This is a genomic window from Mammaliicoccus sp. Q-M61, from assembly GCF_022386055.1.
Classification (GTDB): domain Bacteria; phylum Bacillota; class Bacilli; order Staphylococcales; family Staphylococcaceae; genus Mammaliicoccus; species Mammaliicoccus sciuri_A.
The window spans coordinates 153,865-172,040 of the sequence record NZ_JAJNJL010000002.1 but is presented as its reverse complement, the minus strand read 5'-3'; the positions used below and the strand labels follow the sequence as shown (position 1 = coordinate 172,040).

Annotated in this window: 21 protein-coding genes and 1 other annotated feature; of the genes, 3 read left to right on the top strand and 18 right to left on the bottom strand. The window is 32.7% G+C overall.

From position 1 onward, the window contains the following. Positions 1-2 precede the first annotated feature (2 nt). From queA to LQ677_RS04170, 16 genes are all read right to left on the bottom strand, one after another. Positions 3-1,028: a tRNA preQ1(34) S-adenosylmethionine ribosyltransferase-isomerase QueA gene (queA, locus tag LQ677_RS04245; RefSeq protein WP_037588426.1), complete on the bottom strand. Its 1,026-nt coding sequence runs from the start codon at positions 1,026-1,028 to the stop codon at positions 3-5. A gap of 16 nt (positions 1,029-1,044) precedes the next feature. Next, complete coding sequence (gene ruvB / locus LQ677_RS04240; RefSeq protein ID WP_371683273.1) at positions 1,045-2,025, bottom strand: Holliday junction branch migration DNA helicase RuvB; 981 nt, start codon at positions 2,023-2,025, stop codon at positions 1,045-1,047. 28 nt (positions 2,026-2,053) lie between these two features. After that, on the bottom strand, positions 2,054-2,644 hold the full coding sequence (ruvA, locus tag LQ677_RS04235) for a Holliday junction branch migration protein RuvA (protein WP_206166955.1): 591 nt from the start codon (positions 2,642-2,644) through the stop codon (positions 2,054-2,056). A 14-nt stretch (positions 2,645-2,658) separates the two neighbouring features. Further along, on the bottom strand, positions 2,659-3,120 hold the full coding sequence (locus LQ677_RS04230) for an ACT domain-containing protein (RefSeq protein WP_025904264.1): 462 nt from the start codon (positions 3,118-3,120) through the stop codon (positions 2,659-2,661). 12 nt (positions 3,121-3,132) lie between these two features. Then, a complete protein-coding gene (obgE, locus tag LQ677_RS04225; RefSeq protein ID WP_025904265.1) occupies positions 3,133-4,422 on the bottom strand; it encodes a GTPase ObgE in 1,290 nt (429 codons plus the stop codon). 2 nt (positions 4,423-4,424) lie between these two features. After that, positions 4,425-4,982, bottom strand: coding sequence for a Spo0B domain-containing protein (locus tag LQ677_RS04220; RefSeq protein WP_239748125.1), 558 nt, complete (start codon positions 4,980-4,982; stop codon positions 4,425-4,427). A gap of 166 nt (positions 4,983-5,148) precedes the next feature. Beyond that, the gene (rpmA, locus tag LQ677_RS04215; RefSeq protein WP_025904267.1) at positions 5,149-5,433 is read right to left on the bottom strand and encodes a 50S ribosomal protein L27; all 285 of its coding nucleotides are present in this window, start codon (positions 5,431-5,433) and stop codon (positions 5,149-5,151) included. 10 nt (positions 5,434-5,443) lie between these two features. Next, positions 5,444-5,764: a ribosomal-processing cysteine protease Prp gene (locus tag LQ677_RS04210; RefSeq protein WP_037588433.1), complete on the bottom strand. Its 321-nt coding sequence runs from the start codon at positions 5,762-5,764 to the stop codon at positions 5,444-5,446. A 3-nt stretch (positions 5,765-5,767) separates the two neighbouring features. Next, complete coding sequence (gene rplU, locus LQ677_RS04205) at positions 5,768-6,076, bottom strand: 50S ribosomal protein L21 (protein WP_016911517.1); 309 nt, start codon at positions 6,074-6,076, stop codon at positions 5,768-5,770. Positions 6,077-6,088: 12 nt separating this feature from the next. Further along, positions 6,089-6,162: a sequence feature (ribosomal protein L21 leader region), on the bottom strand. 59 nt (positions 6,163-6,221) lie between these two features. Continuing rightward, positions 6,222-6,725 carry a rod shape-determining protein MreD gene (gene mreD, locus LQ677_RS04200; protein ID WP_037588435.1) on the bottom strand — a complete coding sequence of 168 codons (504 nt, stop codon included), beginning with the start codon at positions 6,723-6,725 and terminating at the stop codon, positions 6,222-6,224. Beyond that, positions 6,725-7,582, bottom strand: coding sequence for a rod shape-determining protein MreC (gene mreC, locus LQ677_RS04195; RefSeq protein WP_037588437.1), 858 nt, complete (start codon positions 7,580-7,582; stop codon positions 6,725-6,727). Before mreC ends, mreD begins: the two co-directional genes overlap by 1 nt. 101 nt (positions 7,583-7,683) lie before the next feature. Next, on the bottom strand, positions 7,684-8,127 hold the full coding sequence (locus LQ677_RS04190) for a DUF4930 family protein (protein WP_191835654.1): 444 nt from the start codon (positions 8,125-8,127) through the stop codon (positions 7,684-7,686). A 369-nt stretch (positions 8,128-8,496) separates the two neighbouring features. Further along, on the bottom strand, positions 8,497-10,245 hold the full coding sequence (locus LQ677_RS04185) for an ABC transporter ATP-binding protein (protein WP_239748124.1): 1,749 nt from the start codon (positions 10,243-10,245) through the stop codon (positions 8,497-8,499). After that, entirely contained in the window at positions 10,242-11,981 is a 1,740-nt protein-coding gene (locus LQ677_RS04180; protein WP_126477551.1) for an ABC transporter ATP-binding protein, read from the bottom strand. Before LQ677_RS04180 ends, LQ677_RS04185 begins: the two co-directional genes overlap by 4 nt. A gap of 273 nt (positions 11,982-12,254) precedes the next feature. Next, positions 12,255-12,533, bottom strand: coding sequence for a hypothetical protein (locus LQ677_RS04175; RefSeq protein WP_191835657.1), 279 nt, complete (start codon positions 12,531-12,533; stop codon positions 12,255-12,257). Between the two features lie 44 nt (positions 12,534-12,577). Continuing rightward, a complete protein-coding gene (locus LQ677_RS04170) occupies positions 12,578-12,754 on the bottom strand; it encodes a JAB domain-containing protein (protein WP_308193305.1) in 177 nt (58 codons plus the stop codon). 438 nt (positions 12,755-13,192) lie between these two features. On the opposite strand from LQ677_RS04170, the gene LQ677_RS04165 reads away from it, so the two are divergent. The 3 genes from LQ677_RS04165 to LQ677_RS04155 all read left to right on the top strand — a co-directional run bounded on the left by LQ677_RS04165 (position 13,193) and on the right by LQ677_RS04155 (position 15,611). Further along, positions 13,193-13,336 carry a hypothetical protein gene (locus LQ677_RS04165; protein WP_002360221.1) on the top strand — a complete coding sequence of 48 codons (144 nt, stop codon included), beginning with the start codon at positions 13,193-13,195 and terminating at the stop codon, positions 13,334-13,336. Between the two features lie 253 nt (positions 13,337-13,589). Beyond that, positions 13,590-15,017: a chloramphenicol/florfenicol efflux MFS transporter FexA gene (fexA, locus tag LQ677_RS04160; RefSeq protein WP_015585966.1), complete on the top strand. Its 1,428-nt coding sequence runs from the start codon at positions 13,590-13,592 to the stop codon at positions 15,015-15,017. A 177-nt stretch (positions 15,018-15,194) separates the two neighbouring features. Then, on the top strand, positions 15,195-15,611 hold the full coding sequence (locus LQ677_RS04155; protein ID WP_000855243.1) for an NAD(P)H-dependent oxidoreductase: 417 nt from the start codon (positions 15,195-15,197) through the stop codon (positions 15,609-15,611). A gap of 282 nt (positions 15,612-15,893) precedes the next feature. Here LQ677_RS04155 and LQ677_RS04150 read toward each other — a convergent pair whose 3' ends face one another. Further along, positions 15,894-16,259, bottom strand: a complete 366-nt coding sequence (locus LQ677_RS04150; RefSeq protein ID WP_000619629.1) for a DUF6262 family protein — start codon at positions 16,257-16,259, stop codon at positions 15,894-15,896. Position 16,260: 1 nt separating this feature from the next. Next, on the bottom strand, positions 16,261-18,174 hold the full coding sequence (locus LQ677_RS04145) for a tyrosine-type recombinase/integrase (protein ID WP_029658482.1): 1,914 nt from the start codon (positions 18,172-18,174) through the stop codon (positions 16,261-16,263). Between the last annotated feature and the right edge of the window lie 2 nt (positions 18,175-18,176).

Below are 18,176 nucleotides of genomic sequence, written 5' to 3'. Positions count from 1 at the left end.
TTCTATATTAAAATCATTGCATCGCCAAAACTAAAGAATCTATACTTTTCTTCAACAGCATGTTTATATGCATTTAAAATATGTTCTCTAGTTGATAATGCAGATACCAACATGATAAGTGTTGATTTTGGTAAATGGAAATTGGTAATTAATCCATCTATCGCTTTAAATTCATATCCCGGATAAATAAATATATCTGTCCAACCACTTTCTTCAACAAATTGGTCATTTTTAGATCGAATTGTTTCTAGTGTTCTTGTAGACGTTGTACCTACAGATATGATTTTATGACCACTTGCTTTTACACGGTTTAATAAATCAGCCGTTTCAGCAGTCATTTGGTAATATTCTGAATGCATCTCATGATCATCTATATTATCTACACTGACTGGTCTAAATGTACCTAAGCCAACATGTAATGTAATAAAAGCAATGTGGACGCCTTTATCAGCAATTTCTTGTAATAAATGTTCAGTGAAATGTAAACCTGCTGTAGGCGCAGCTGCAGACCCAACTGCTTTAGCATAAACTGTTTGATATCTATCTTGGTCATCTAAACGTTCTTTAATATATGGTGGTAAAGGCATTTCACCTAGTTCATCTAATCTTTCTTGTAAAATACCTTCGTATGAAAGTTTCATAATACGTCCACCTTGTTCAAGTTCTTTGACACAAGTCGCAATAATTTTACCTTCTCCAAATGACACAGATTGACCAACTCTAATACGTTTAGCTGGTTTAATCAATACTTCCCATTCATTATCTTCTTGTTGCGTTAGCATTAGCATTTCTACTTTTGCACCAGTTTCTTCTTTGATACCAAATAACCTTGCAGGCATAACTTTCGTATCATTTAATACTAAACAGTCCCCTGGTGAAAGTTGATTGACAACTTCTTTAAACGTTAAATCTTCCAATTCACCTGTTGCTTTATTACATTTTAATAACCTACTGCTTTCTCTATCTAACAGTGGTGTTTGTGCAATTAATGATTCAGGTAAATCAAAATCGAAATCTTCAATATTCACAAACTTTGCCTCTTTCCTAATCCTTTTTAATGTCGAAGTGATCGTAACTTAATGCAGTTGCACGACGACCTCTTGGCGTTCTTTCTATAAATCCTTTTTGGATGAGATAAGGTTCATAAACGTCTTCAAGTGTTATACGTTCTTCACCTATCGTAGCTGCTATTGCATCTAATCCAACTGGACCACCTTTATAATTATTCAGGATACAGTGCATAATTTTATAGTCTATATGGTCGAGTCCTTCTTCATCTACTTGCAATAAATCTAAAGCATGCTTTGTAATATCTATTGAAATTGCTTCGTCACCTTCAACTTGAGCAAAATCACGTACTCTACGTAACAAACGGTTTGCTATACGAGGTGTCCCTCTACTTCGTTTAGATAATTCAACTGTGCTGTTTTGATCAATGTCTACTTCAAATACTTCAGCAGTACGCTTTATAATTTCTTGTAAACTATTATCATCGTAATATTCTAATCTAAGATGCACGCCAAAACGATCTCTCAAAGGTGCTGAAAGACTCCCGACACGCGTTGTAGCACCTACTAGCGTAAATGGTGGCAAATCGATTCTAATACTTCTAGCTTCTTCACCTTTACCAACAACGATATCTAAGAAGAAATCTTCCATAGCAGGGTATAACACTTCTTCAACAACTCTGCTTAATCGGTGTATCTCATCTATGAAAAGTACATCTCCAGGTTGTAGCGCAGAAAGTATGGCTGCTAAATCACCGGGTCTTTCAATAGAAGGCCCGCTTGCAGTTCGTAAATTAACATTCATCTCATTAGATATAATATGTGCTAAAGTTGTCTTACCTAGACCAGGTGGACCGTAAAGTAAACAATGATCTAAAGGTTCTTCTCTTAACTTAGCAGCTTTAATAAATATATCTAAGTTTGATTTAATATTGTTTTGACCAATATATTGATTTAAAGTATCTGGTCTTAATGAAAGTTCACTTTGGATATCATCTTCGTGCCCATGTTCATCCATTAATCGCTCATCCAAAAAATCACCTCATTTACTGAATAAGTAATGCTAAACCTCTTTTAACACAAGCATCTACTGAATCAAATGATTCTTTTTCTAGGTTCTTTTTAACTTTTGTAATTTCTCGTTTAGAGTAGCCTAATGCTTCTAAAGCTAACAATGCTTCTTCTAATACATCTTGACCGGCATCTTTACTTTCTGGGAATAACTCAGACTCTTCAGTGATAACTAATTTCCCTTTTAAATCAAGAATAATTTGTCTTGCTGTTTTTTTACCGATACCTGGAAACTTTGTTAAATATGATTCATTTTCATTTTCTATAGCAATTGCTACTTCATTAGGCGTGCTTGTCGCTAAAATTGCTAAAGCTGACTTCGGTCCAATACCTGTCACTTTAATTAAGCTTAAAAACATATCCTTTTCTTCAAGATTCACAAATCCATATAATAATTGGGCATCTTCACGCACAATTAATTGTGTATATACTTGCGTTTCTTTATCTAATTGAGATTGAAAACGATATGAGTTAGGTGTTTGAATTTCATAACCTATACCATTTGCCTCAACTACAATATGAGAAGGATATAATTGTGTAACGATTCCTTTTATATATGCATACATTTAGACAACTTCCTTTACATACTCATTCCAATAATTTCTACTTCATCAACATATGGACTTTCTTTAATTGCATCCATTAACTCTTCTAATGATAACTCAATATTTGCAGCATTAAGAGAAATAGTAATCGTTGCTCTATCCTTTATTGGTAGACTTTGATGTATGGTAAGTACAGAACCTTTAACTTCAGCAATTTTATTCAAGACAGTTGCGAGCATTCCCACTTCATCTTGTACATATAAAATTAATGTTAAATTTTTGGTCTGTTCTTCTAATCTATCAATTGGAAATATTGTATCTTTATATTTATAAAAAGCACTTCTAGATAAATTAAATTCTTTAACTGCATCATAAATCGTTAAATTATTATTTTTTAATAATGCATTTTTAACTTTGATTGTCTTTTGCACTGACTCTGGCAAAACATCTTCTCTGATTAAATAAAACCTTTTTGTTGATTCATTTGATTTTTTCAATTGGAACACGCCCTATTCGACAAATTCAAATTCTCCACCTAAAATTCTTACAATATCGCCATTTGAAGCACCGCGTTCTCTTAAGGCATCATCAATACCCATTGAACGCATTTGTCTTGCAAATCTTCTAACTGCTGCATCACGATTAAAGTCCGTCATTTTGAATAATCTTTCAATCGAATTACCTGATACAACATAGGCACCATCGTCATCTCTTGTAATAACAAAATGATCTCGTGATTTTTCGTGTTTATAGACAACACGATGTACGCCAGTTTCTTCTTCGACTGAATCGAAGTCCATTCCTTCAGTTTCATCTAATAAATCAGCAATTTGATATAGTAGTTTATCAACGTTATGACGTGTAACTGTACTAATAGGAATAATATTAACATCTTCTTGAAGTTGTTCTTTAAACATTTCTAATTGTGTTTCTGAATCTGGTAAATCCATTTTATTCGCAACGACAATTTGTGGTCTTCTAGAAAGATTTTCATTATATGATTTTAATTCTTGATTAATTGTAACATAATCTTCATATGGATCTCTGCCTTCCATACCACTCATATCAATTATATGAACAATTACTCTTGTACGTTCAATATGTCTTAAGAATTGATGGCCTAAACCAACACCTTCTGAAGCACCTTCAATTAAACCTGGTAAATCTGCCATTACAAATCCTCTACCATCATTTGTTTGGACAACACCTAAATTAGGTTTAATTGTCGTAAAGTGATAAGCACCGATTTTTGGTTTTGCTTTGGAAACGATAGATAATAATGTTGATTTACCAACGCTTGGATAACCAACTAAACCTACATCTGCCATAAGTTTAAGTTCTAACATGACTTCAAGTTCTTCACCAGGTTCACCATTTTCACAGAAATCTGGTGCCGGATTACTTGCTGAAGCAAATCTTGAGTTACCTCTACCACCACGGCCACCTTTAGCGACTGTAGCACGTTGACCATGTTCAACAAGGTCAGCTAAAATCTCTTCATTTTCAGCATTTTTAATAATTGTACCAGGTGGTACTTTTAATACTAAGTCGTCTGCTCCACGACCATGCATATTACTACTTTGTCCATTCTCACCTTTATCAGCTTTAAATTTTCTTTGGAATCTAAAGTCTAATAAAGTACGTAAACCTTCATCGACCTCAAATACGACTGAAGCACCTTTACCACCGTCGCCACCTGCTGGTCCACCAAATGGAACATACTTTTCACGACGAAAAGCTACTAAACCGTTACCGCCATCACCGGCTTTTAACGATATTTTGACCTGATCTATAAACATGTTTACACCTCTATTTCTTTTATGTTAATAAAAAATTCTAATTCTATATGATTTTTACTTTCTGATAAAATTTCAACGTTATATTTAGAAAATGATTGTTCAATTTGATTAAGCTCCTGATTAGTCGCACTTAACCAAATAATCATTGTGACAAATTCCTCTTCTACTGTAAGACTAATATGAATATTTTTTTCATCCATATCGTTCATCACAACATATTTCAAATCATTAAATATATTTGTTAAAGTATTATCTGTTCTTTCTAAGTTCTTTTGATAATAATCGATATTTGAGTTGTCAATTTCAAATGTCCATTTAGAGCCTGACAAAGATAGTTTGTATTCAAATACATTATGAACAAATTTTCTACACGGTGCATTTAAAAACAACTGTTCTTGCTTGAGATTTTTGTACAATTCATCAATTAATAAATCAACCTCTTCATGTTTTCCTAACTGTTTATATGTATATAACAATTGGAACTGATTCACAAAATCATGTCTAGACTTTAAATACACATCTAAATTATTCATTCCATCACCTTTATTATCATTATTCATAACACTCATTATAACATTTTAATATTATGAATAAAAAAAGAAACTGCATTTCTGAATACCTTCATTATAAATAAAACGTACCATTCATATTTATATAAATAACTGCCAACATAATGATTGAGGCTGGGACAATTATACATGTCCCAGCCTCATCTAAATATAAAGATTATTCAGCAGCTGCGTATACAGATACTTTCTTTTTGTCACGACCAAAACGTTCGAATTTAACAACGCCGTCGATTTTAGCGAATAATGTATCGTCTCCACCGCGACCTACGTTTTCACCAGCGAAAACTTTAGTTCCACGTTGACGATAAAGAATAGAACCACCAGTAACGAATTGACCGTCAGCACGTTTAGCACCTAAACGTTTTGATTCAGAGTCACGACCGTTCTTTGTAGAACCTACCCCTTTTTTCGATGCGAAAAATTGTAAGTTTAATTTTAACATGAGTTACACCTCACTTGTAATTTAGTTTAATATATTGCCCATATTCTTCTTCGATTGTTTTCAAAGAAACGATAAGGCCTTGTAATAATATTTGCGCTTGTTCATTTTCTAAGTTTACACTACGTATATGAAAATATCCACCGTCGTCACTGTAATCTATATCAGGCGACTCATCAGTTAATCCAATGATAGCATTTGTTGTACCAAAGACAACTGCTGAAGCACCGGCACAGACTAAGTCTTTACCGTATTCACCTGAATCAGCATGTCCAGACATTTCAATATCTGTAACTTGCCCTTCTTGATTCAAACTAACATCTACATTAATCATAAATTATGCGTTGATTTTTTCGATTGTTAATTTAGTGTAAGGTTGACGATGACCTTGTTTACGTTTGTAGTTTTTCTTAGCTTTGTATTTGAATACAGTGATTTTTTTACCGCGTCCTTGTTTTTCAACTTTAGCAGTAACTGAAGCACCTTCAACAACAGGTGATCCAACTTTAACTGAATCTCCACCTACAAATAATACTTGGTCAAATGTGAATGAATCACCTTCATTTACGTCTAATTTCTCAACCCAAATTGTTTGACCTTCTTCTACTTTAACTTGCTTTCCGCCAGTTTCAATTATAGCAAACATACTTGCACCTCCTAATTTTTTAAGTCACGCCATTCATAGGTGACATACGTACTTTAAGACCTATGATCGAGCGGTTGTATGTAGCTAGAAACTACTCAACTTCAATAGAGTACCACCTACAGCTATTGATGTCAATAATCTTTCATTAATTAGTATTTCTTTCTAATAATTTTAATACAAATGGGAAAATGATGATTAAACATATTAAATTAAATATGACAGTTGGAATTAATCTAAATAGAATAATTTGGCCAATATTAATAGAGGCAATGCCTAAAAATCCATAAAAAACCATGACCCATATTTCAAGTAATACAACTGAAGATATTAAGAGAATAACCATCATCAAAATATCTCTATAAAATACTTTAAATAGTTTATCCATCATAATCACAAAAATAGCATATCCAAATGTATAGACACCGTATATACCGCCATAATAAATATCTGTAAAAATACCTGTAACGATTGCTAAAATAATGGCAACTTTAGGATTTTTGTATACAGCAATTATGAGTAAGTACAAAAATGTTAATCGAGGCACGATAATAAATGTCTCACCAAATAAATGTAAAGGTGATAAACGTGTTAATAATGAATCTAAGTAAAATAATAAGACACCAATTAAAGGAATAACGTAAAATCTCATTATTCCTCACCACTTTCTTCAGATGAAGGTATCGTTTCTGGATCACGTTTAGCAACATATACATGGTTTAATTCTTTAATGTTTGTAGATGTCTTGATGTAAGCAACTTTAGATAAACCATATTCATCATTTTCTACTTTTTCAACTTTACCAACTAATATACCTTTAGGAAGTTGGTCACCTAAACCATTTGTTACAACTTTAGATCCTTTTTTGATACTGTATTTATTATCGATATCACTAATAACAAGTAAATCTTTATCTTCGTCATATCGATTAATCATACCAAAGATATTATCATCATCTTGCTGTATATCTACTGAAAGCTTACTCGTTTTAACACTTGTAGATATTAATTCAACTTGTGAAGAAAATTGGTTTGCTTTTTTAATTCTACCTACTAAACCTTCACTCGTAATGACAGCCATATTTTCTTTCATGCCGCTCTTTTTTCCTTTATCAATAATGATTGTATTCATCCATTGATCTGGACTTCTACCGATTACAGTAGCTGATATTGGATTGAATTGCGAAATATCCTTCATATCCAATTCTTTTTTTAAGGCTTTGTTTTCTTTTTCTAATCTTGCTTTATCAGCTTTGATTTGATCTGTACTTTTTACTTCTTCTTTTAGTTTATCAACGTCTTCGTCTGAAGTGAAAATTCCAGAGAAGAAATCAGAAACAAAAGTAACTGGATAAGATACGATTCTTCCACCAAACGATGATGTATCACTCGCATATTGTTCACTAAGCGATGCAGATTGCGCTCTCACTGAATAACCAACAATTACAATTAATAAAACCATAGAAATTAGAAAAATCATTATTTTATTATTTTTAAAAAAATTCGACAATCCGAACACCTCTTAATCTTCAAATGACTCATTAACAATGATATTACTATTTTAGCTTACACAGCACTTTAAATAAAGTAAGAGACTGCCGAAATAAAAATTTAATATGCAGTTTTAGGTAATAATTCTATATTTGAGTGCATTGCACTTAAATCATTCATTAAATCTTGCTCTGTTTGATAAACATACATCTTTGGTTCCCCAAATTTATACAAGATATACTCTGTTCCTCTTTGCCCTGCAACATAGTTGTCGTCATATCCCATACGTTCTAGTCCTGAAACATCCATGAATTCACTTTTATTGATCCAATTAAATGCTTGTTTAGTTTGACCTAATGGTACATTTTGTAATAATGGATTATCTTCAATTTTATAAGTTGCATTTGCATGTTGTGGAGCTATTTCTTCAGTCGTTTGTTCATTACTATGATCAAACGGATTTAAATCACTCAATGCTGGTACATTTCTATATACAATAACAATGATAATGACAATTGCTAATAACGCTAATAAATTTCTAATTAATCTAAATAACCATCTCAAAATTATAGACACCTCTCATTCATTTATATTATACGAAAATTGCTCAAATAACATCATCGGGCTTTAGACCTAAACCTTTAATCATTCTGTAGTCTGATGTATTTAATGAGTTTATTCTTTATAATGAATTCAAGAGGTGATAAATTTGGAATTAATATATATATTTTTAGCTATCTTGTTTTTAATTATCTTTTTTAGATTTTTCGTTGGATTATTAAGAGTTGTAATAAAATTAGCAATCATCGCTTTAGTTATTTACTTCATATATCAAGGCGTACTTTACTTTATGTGACCGCAATGATGAGTTTAAAAAATATAAAACAATGGCCTGGGATAATATATCCCAGGCCATTAGTTTGTTTAACACGATTAATCTGTTAAAGACTGCATTTGATACATTTTGTAATATTGCCCTTCTAACTTGATTAACTCATCATGATTTCCTTTTTCAATAATGCGACCTTTATCAAGAACAATAATTTGATCAGCATTCTTAATCGTTGAAAGTCGGTGCGCAATAATAAATGATGTTCGTCCTTTAGACAACACAGTCATTGCTTTTTGTATAATTTCTTCCGTTTCAGAATCAATACTTGATGTTGCTTCATCTAAAATCAAAATTTCTGGATCAAATGCAAGTGCTCGCGCAAATGAAATGATTTGTCGCTGTCCAGAACTTAATGTACGACCTCTTTCAATAACTGGTTCATCAATCCCTTTTTTAAAGTGTTCTAACACTCTATCTCCACCCACTGCATTTAAACTTTCAACAGCTTTTTCTCGCGTTACTTTAGGATCGTCTAATGTAATGTTGGATAAAATAGTCCCTGTATATAAGTATGGGTCTTGTAATACAATGCCCATATGTTTTCGCATATCTCTTTTATCAGTCTTAATGGTCGGTATACCATCAATTTCAATTGTTCCATTAGTAGGATCATAGAATCTGAATAGTAAATTCATAATAGAACTTTTCCCTGATCCTGTATGTCCAACCAACGCAATGGTCTGTCCTTTTTCGACTTCTAAATTGATATTTTCCAATACATATTCACCTTCATTATAAGCAAACGATACATCTTTAAAATGTACACGACCTTCTATTTTTTTAGGCAACTGAATTTGATGTTCTGGCATTTTTTCTTCAGAGACATTCATCATTTCAAATACTCTTACGCAAGAAACTCTTGCCTGTTCTAATTGTCCCAATACGTTTAATACACCAAACAAAGGATCAAACAATCTTGTTATATAATTTACAAGAATATATAACGTTCCGACTGAAATTGCGACTGAAGAATTTAGAAATTGTGTTCCAAATACGACAATTAACATTAAAAACACAATACTTCTAATCGTACTTAACAAATTATGTTCTGTCAGCGAATCAAATTGTATGATTTTTTTATAATTGTTTAAATACGCTTGATTCATTTCATCAAAATCATTCATAATTTGTTTTTCTTGTTTAAATGCTTGAATGATATTCATACCATTTATAGATTCATTGATAAGTGCATTCATATCACTATTTTTTTCTCGAATGACATAGTTGTATTTACCCGTTACTTTTTTGTACCACAATAACCAAAGTATTACGAAAGGTATTGTAATCAATGCGATAAAACCAATTTTAATATTAATAAAGAATATCGCAATAATGACACCTATCATCGTAATAAAAGCTGAAATAAAGTTTGGTAATATAACAGTGAATAGTTCGAGTATCATTTGTGTATCATTCGTTATTCTAGCTACTACTTTTCCAGCTGGTAAATTATCAAAGTATTTAATCGGTAACTTTTGAACGTGTTCAAAGAGCTTAATTCTTAACTCTTTAATTACATCTGATCCAGCACGTTGAAGAACGAGTGTTTGAAAATAACTTAATATCGCATGAATAAGTGACACTACAAAGAACAAACTCAATAATAGTAGCACTGGTCGTAATTGTATAATTTGTGAAGCAGATGTTTTAACATAATGATCAATAATATACATCGCAACCAATGGCCCTAATAATTCGAACCCCACTGCTCCAATTAAAATAACAATACCAATGATGAATCTTTTCTTATATTTGCTAACAAATGGAAAGAGTTGATTTACAATACTCACTTGCTATACACCTCCTTCAACCGTTGTCTTTCAAATTGAGATTTGTACCAACCATTCATTTGGAGTAATTGGTCATGTGTACCTGACTCCGTGATTTCTCCGTGGTCCATGACAACAATTTGATTAGCATGTTTAACACCTGATAATCGATGTGTCGCAATAATGGTAGTTTTACCTTGTCTATATTTTTGTATATTTTGTATAATTTTCTTTTCTGTTTTTGCATCAACAGCAGATAGTGCATCGTCTAAAATTAATATTTTAGGATCCATAATCAATGCTCTAGCAATTGCTATTCTTTGCTTTTGACCTCCAGAAATTGCTATACCTTTTTCTCCTACTAATGTTTCTAAACCTTGTGGTAAACGTTCGATATCTTTTTCAAAGTATGCTAATTTAATCGCTTCTTCGATTTCATTGTCGGTAGCATTCGATTTACCAAATCTAATGTTATCTCTAATAGATCTAGAGAATAAAATGTTTTCTTGAGATACATAACCAATTAAACTTCTTAAATCACTTTTTGAAATTTGATTAATATTAGTATCTCCAAGTACGATTTCTCCATCACCAGTAGGATATTCTTTCAAAATTTGTTTGATTAATGTCGTCTTACCAGAACCAGTTGCACCGACAATACCTAAAGTTTCACCCTTACCTAGTATGATATTAATGTTGTTCAAGTTAATGGATTCACTTGATGGATATTTAAACACAACTGAATTCATACCTATATCATGTGAAGGCATGCCTTTATTTTCTACATCAATTACTGTTTCCGCTTCATTTAACGTTTCTTCAACACGATCTATAGACGCATTACCTCTTTGCATAATATTAATCAAAATACCAACTGAAAACATTGGCCATACGAGCATATTTAAATATACAGTGAATGAAATTAGTCCACCAATTGTCATTTCACCACTGTTAACGAGAAATGCTCCATAACCTATTCCGATCACTTGACTCATAGCAGTGATAATAATCGTTATTGGTTGAAAAAACGCATCCATTTTTTCAACATTCATAAATTTTTCTACGACACTTTCGGTCATATTTTTGAAATCTTTGTTGAGTTTATCTTCTTGTACATATGCTCTTGTGACTCGTACACCTTCAATAGATTCAAGTACACTGTCATTCATATCACCAAATGATTTTTGTGATATTAAATAGCGTTTATGAATTCTTTTACCTAATTCAATTTCTAATATGGCTAGTAAAGGTAATGGAATCAGTGCAAATAGTGTAAGCTTCCATGACACTGTAATACCCATCGTTAATATTATCGTTCCCATAAATGTTGTAGAATCAATTAAAGTTAAAATCCCTATCCCTGCAGTATTTCTAATTTGATTTAAATCGTTTGTAGACTTTGCCATTAAATCTCCAGTTCGATTTTTCTCAAAAAATGTTGGACTCATAGATAAAAATTTTTGCATCAGTTTACGTCTCATAATTGATTCAAGTATTTGAGAACCTGAAAAGATTAGAGTTCTCCAAATATAATTCACGATATAAGCCAAAATTAATACAATTATAAAAATAATTACTAATTGATGATATATTTGTTCAGTCAAAGAACGGTCACTTATCTTATCTATAGTCTGCCCTACTATCCAAGGTGGCAATACTTCTACAACGTTCGCAATTAGCAACAGAATAATTGCAATCGTATATCTCTTCCAATGACCTTTAAAAAACCACATTAACTTTTTAATTGCTTGAAACATGTTGTCCCCCCTTAACCCCTATCATTAAACACAAAAAAGCACACGCATCCTTAAAGAAAGCGTGTGCTTAAATTACATTCTAAAGGAAGTGAATATACTACTCCCTAATGCTTCATATTTAACGTAGGGGTAGTGATGTATGATGTTGTTTGTTTATAAAATCTTCTTCTGATGTTTCTCATAAGTCACTACCTCCTCTCTCATAAATTTAAGTTAATGATAGCCTTTTCAAAAATTAATGTCAATATAATATCCGAAAATTTACAATTTTATTTATTTGTTTAATATTTTATTTAAAATGAATAATGTAATTGAAACGAGAATACCCCAAGCAATTCCCGCAACAATTGAACCAAGTATTAAATTAATTGAAAGTGCAGAACCATCTTTTGTTAAAGTAAGAATAATAGATGCTAAGAATACACCTATGATACCTAACATCAACGTGATGCCATAGTCTTTTCTAACAATTGGTCGCTTTTTCTTGCGTTGAAATAAAGAAATGATAAATAGTAACGGTAATACGACAAATATGAACGTTATGATTTGCAAAATAAAAACTCCTGACTCATTTTTAATTACATTATAACATTGAATCATTCAGTTATATTATTAATTTCTAAGTCTTCACGCATGATATAGTCATTTTCAAATATGCTAATAAATTCTCCATCACCAATGATAATATGATCTAATAAATCGATGCCCATTAAATCACAACAATATAAAATTCGCTTTGTCGTTTTAATATCTTCTAATGATGGTGTTGCGATTTATCAAGAGTAAATTACTAAAAATCCATTAACATCAATGTTTTTACTTTAAGAACATATATTTAACGTGTTAAATCAAATGAAAAAATACAATGTAATTATTAGATGACAATTGATTACGGTCAGAAGAATGTACCACAAATAAAAAAACTAATTCCTTTTTATTTTATCGAGGAATTAAGCTTTTGACCTGCAACAATCACGCCCAATTTCGGAATATCTATAATATGATTTCGATCTTAAATTATCTACTTTAACTGACGCTACCTGCTCGTTAAAGAAGACCTATTTAAAAAAGTTTATACTGCACCTGCCTTTATTATGTAAGTAAAAGTAGTAAAGCTTTAAATTGGTTTTCAAAAAAGTAGGGTTGATTATTTCTTTTTCATCAATTATTATTGTGTTATTATCACAATATGAGAAAGGAGGCAAAAAGTAATGGGAATTGATTTCATTAATGTCGAGTTTAGAAAGCATGTAAAAGTTTCAGGGGATTTAGGTACAACGGGATCAGTATGTCCTTTTTCACAAAAACAAAAAATGGAAACACTACCGGAAAACTTTTTGCCTCCTTTTATATAATGGGCAAAAATTTATGAATCTATTGCATTTGTAAAAATGCATACGAATGATTAGGCACCGGTTGTTAAACTGGTGCCTTTTTTTTGTTTGATCAGTTCAGTTAGTTTGGAGAACCGAATCTTTAATCATGCTGTAGAAATATGGTGAGTTCGTTGATTTGGTTTTACAATATAAATAGATATGAGGTGAGGTTTATGGTGAAAGCAGTGGATTTAGCCTCCTAAAATCACAATATATTTTAGGAGGAAATAAAATGAAAAAGGATAGTAAATCTAAAGAAATGATTCAATCTGAAAAAAGGGGTTCTACTAGGCTTTTAATGATGGTACTCTCCCTATCTGTACTTGTAGGTGCAATTACGGCTGATTTAGTCAATCCCGTACTTCCACTAATAAGCAAAGATTTAGAAGCTTCGAAATCTCAAGTGAGTTGGATAGTTAGTGGTATTGCACTTGTTCTTGCGATTGGAGTTCCGATTTATGGTCGAATCTCAGACTTTTTTGAGTTACGAAAGCTATATATCTTTGCCATTATGATTCTGGCAAGTGGTAGTCTTTTATGTGCAATTGCCCCGAACCTCCCATTGTTGGTTTTGGGAAGAATGGTTCAGGGTGCTGGGATGTCCGCAATTCCAGTTCTATCAATCATTGCAATTTCGAAGGTTTTCCCACAAGGAAAACGTGGGGGAGCTTTGGGAATTATCGCAGGAAGTATTGGTGTTGGAACTGCTGCTGGTCCAATATTTGGTGGAGTAGTTGGTCAATATTTAGGGTGGAATGCCTTGTTTTGGTTCACATTTTTGTTAGCCATTATGATTGTTATTGGTGCCTACTACGCGTTACCGACAATTAAACCGGCAGAATCCGTAGGAAGCAATAAGAACTTTGATTTCATTGGTGGTTTATTCCTCGGCCTCACAGTAGGATTACTCCTTTTTGGCATCACTCAAGGAGAAACTTCTGGTTTTTCTTCGTTCTCATCGTTAACTAGCCTAATTGGTTCTGTTGTAGCTTTGGTGGGATTTATTTGGAGAATTGTTACCGCAGAAAATCCATTTGTACCACCTGTCCTGTTCAATAACAAGGATTATGTCAATACGGTCATAATTGCATTTTTTTCGATGTTTGCTTATTTCGCTGTTCTTGTGTTCGTCCCATTACTAGTCGTTGAGGTGAATGGACTCTCTTCTGGACAGGCTGGAATGATATTGTTGCCAGGTGGTGTGGCTGTTGCAATCTTATCTCCCTTCGTTGGCCGTCTTTCTGATCGATTTGGGGATAAACGTCTGATAATTACTGGGATGACTCTGATGGGGCTGTCTACCTTATTCTTGTCCACCTATGCATCTGGTGCTTCACCTCTGTTAGTTTCCGTGGGGGTCCTCGGAGTAGGGATTGCTTTTGCATTCACGAATTCTCCCGCAAATAACGCCGCAGTAAGTGCACTCGATGCAGACAAGGTTGGTGTCGGAATGGGGATTTTCCAAGGTGCTTTGTACCTTGGAGCAGGAACTGGAGCAGGTATGATTGGAGCATTATTATCCGCTCGACGTGATGCTACTGAGCCGATAAATCCATTATATATATTGGACGCTATGTCCTACTCAGATGCGTTCCTTGCAGCTACAGGGGCAATACTCATTGCCTTAATAGCTGGATTAGGTTTAAAAAAGCGTGGGTAATAACTTAGTTATGTAAAGATTAGTTATTGTTTAGTTCATCTTCTATAGTTTAAGCTGTAAATAAATAGCTTAGGAATCACGCAAATTTGAATTTCTTAGAATAGAATACTTTTAAGTAACTCAACTTTCGTACACTGTTTTATTGGTGCGAAAGTTGAGTATGTTAAGGATGAAACAATGAAAACATTGGTGATCGTTTCTCACCCAGATATGCCAAATTCTCGAATCAATAAAGTTTGGGTAGAAAAAGCAGCGTCTTATTCAAACGAAATTACCATTCATGATCTTTATAGAGAGTATCCTGATTTTATTATAAATGTAAAAAGAGAGCAGGAATTAGTTGAAAATCATGATAATATTATTTTTCAATTTCCATTATATTGGTATAGTTCTCCTTCATTATTAAAAAAATGGATCGATGAAGTGATTATATATGGATGGGCTTACGGATCAAAGGGTAAAAGAATATTTTATAATCGAAAATTAGGATTAGCTATATCAGCTGGCGTAAAAAAAGGTGAATTTACAAGTATGGGTAAAAACAAGCATACATTAACCCAGATGTTAACACCATTCAAATCTTTATGTGCATAGATTCATGCTGAATATGTACCAGAGTTTGTACTTTACGGTGCTAATTCGGATATGAAGGGCGAAGAGATACAGAAAAGTGCTAATGAGTATTTGCAATATATTAAAAAGTATTATTTAAGAGCATAAAACACTTCTGCGATCATGCCAACAATACTAGAAGAAAGCCCATTTCCCCTTAACACATTTAGGGAAATGGGCTATTGAAGTTATTGAAGGTTTTAGCGATTTCATTTTAGGTAGCCAATTCAAAGTGCCCAATAAATTCCAAGAAACACAAATCTGCTAAAACAGCTTGCCATGTAATTTTTGAACTTGATCCTTTAACCGTTCATTCTCTTCTTCTAACGCCTTTATACGGCTTTTTAAGGTTTTTATTAATACGTCCTCTGAACGAGGGCTTTTACTAGGTTTACGGGGGGTTAACTCACTTATCTGCATCCCTCTTAATGTCTCCACTCTAGTTCTAATATCTTTTTGTTTGTAAAGCCATGACTTTGAAACATTTGCTTTTTGTGCAACGGAATTAAAATTAATCTTCTCTTCTTTCAATGCCATCTCTGAAATTGTCTTTTCAACCCTAATTCTTGTTTTCTCCGACTTGTCTTTAGCTAGCTGAACTATGGCAGTTGTGTTACCTTTTCTAATCATTTTAATTCGTCTCCTTTAACGAATGAATAATCTGTTCTAATCTATTTTTAACACGTTCATTGGTTTCAACCTGACGCTGCCATTGGTTTTGTTTAGCCCTATTTAGTATTTCTTTAGTTCGCTCTAAGTGCTCTTCATGTTCAGTAAGAAATTGTTTACTTGTACAGAAATTCGTACAATCTAAACATGCATTTGCGTGAGGACATGGTCCTGCAATTACTGGTAACCGACAATAGCCATTAGGAAGTGCCTGTGCATTGATATTCTTTTTAAACCATTGAAGATCTGTATTGTCAGCTTCAGTATTTTCCTCACTTAAATCCAGAATGCTACCGTTATTCGTTACTAAGGTTTCCTTAAATTTCGTAAATTCCTTCTTTAGGGTTTCATCAAAAATATGTGCATATCTTGCCGTCATTTCCGGTGATTCGTGACCCAAGAACTTCTGGACAATATGTTGTGGCACTCCGTTATTTATCATTCTAGTGCCAACTGTATGCCGAAAGGCATGAGCATGAAAACGAAAAATTTCTCCGTTGCTGTCCGTTATCTTTTCTTCATAAGCTAGTTCATTTAATTTAACCCTAAAGGTATCTTGTTTCAATGGTGAGCAATCTTTTCGGGGAAACACATATACACATCCATCATCGAGTTCATCAGCCACCCTTTGCTCTTGAACTAATATCAATGCAGCAATTTCTTTAGAAATAGGAATGATATGCTCTTTCTTCATTTTCCACTGATAATACTTTAAAAAGCAATCCCCTTCTTTATCGGTTATGACGCTCCCTTTTTTCAATGTACAAAGTTCACTGATACGCATCCCGCATTCTTGAAGTACCATAACCATTGTAGCAATATAAGGTTCCAATTTATCTAATTTCCCATTTAATTGTTCAAGTATATGTTCATCAATATAACGTGGTAGTGCCTTCGGCACTTTAGGGTAATCTTCTTGAAAGATAAGGATCTTAGAAGGTGTATCCTTCCAGTCATATCTTTGAATTGTAGTAAAAAAAACGTCTAAAGTAGATATTCGTCCAGTTACAGTACTGGGTTTTAAACCTTTTAAATTAATATAATTAAAATATTGCTCAATTTCATTTCTAGTTAATTGATGAATCCTTTGTATACCTTCACAATTTTTGTTCATGAAATTAAAAAATTCTTTTAATTTTGAAGCTATATCTACTACGTGAGAAAAGCTAGCTGTGTTTAACATTAGTTTACAATATCGCTTAACTATTTCTTTAAAATAATTATTCTTAAAACCCTTAAAGTTGATCGTATATTCGTAGGATGTTGGGTTTACCTTATCTTCCGGTAATGATAATTTTCTTCGATTCCAAACATCTTTTTCCCATTCTTCCCCATCAAAATAGAAGTCCTCATAGAATTCCATAAACTGCTTAAGATGAGTAACGTAATAGGAATTCGCATGTACAGTAACTTTCTGCTGATTTACATCAAGTTTGTAATTAGTAGTCGTAGTTTTTACTTTTTGTTCTGTTAAGTAGGTCCGGTATTCTGTCAAAGCTTTTTTTATAGGCACTTCGGTTATCGATGTAATATTAGGATATTTTAAATTTAAAAATCCCATCATCCGGCTTATCACTGTTCCCTTTCTAATCCAAACGGATTTTGCATTCCAAGCTCCATTATTCAAGTGAAGGTAATAAAAATATTTTAATTCTGTTTTCAACCAGACATTTTCCACCTTATCGAAATTTACCCAACGATTTCTTAGTGACGGATTCTTACTTAACTCAATTGCACTAGGATGCGGACAAATTCTTATATCCCATCTATCTGCTGCCCAATAACCTTTTAAAACACTTGTCATATTAGCTATTTTTTTATTAATCTCTGTACTAGCGATAAGCTTTCGATTAGTTGCTACACTTGGAAATTTCATTG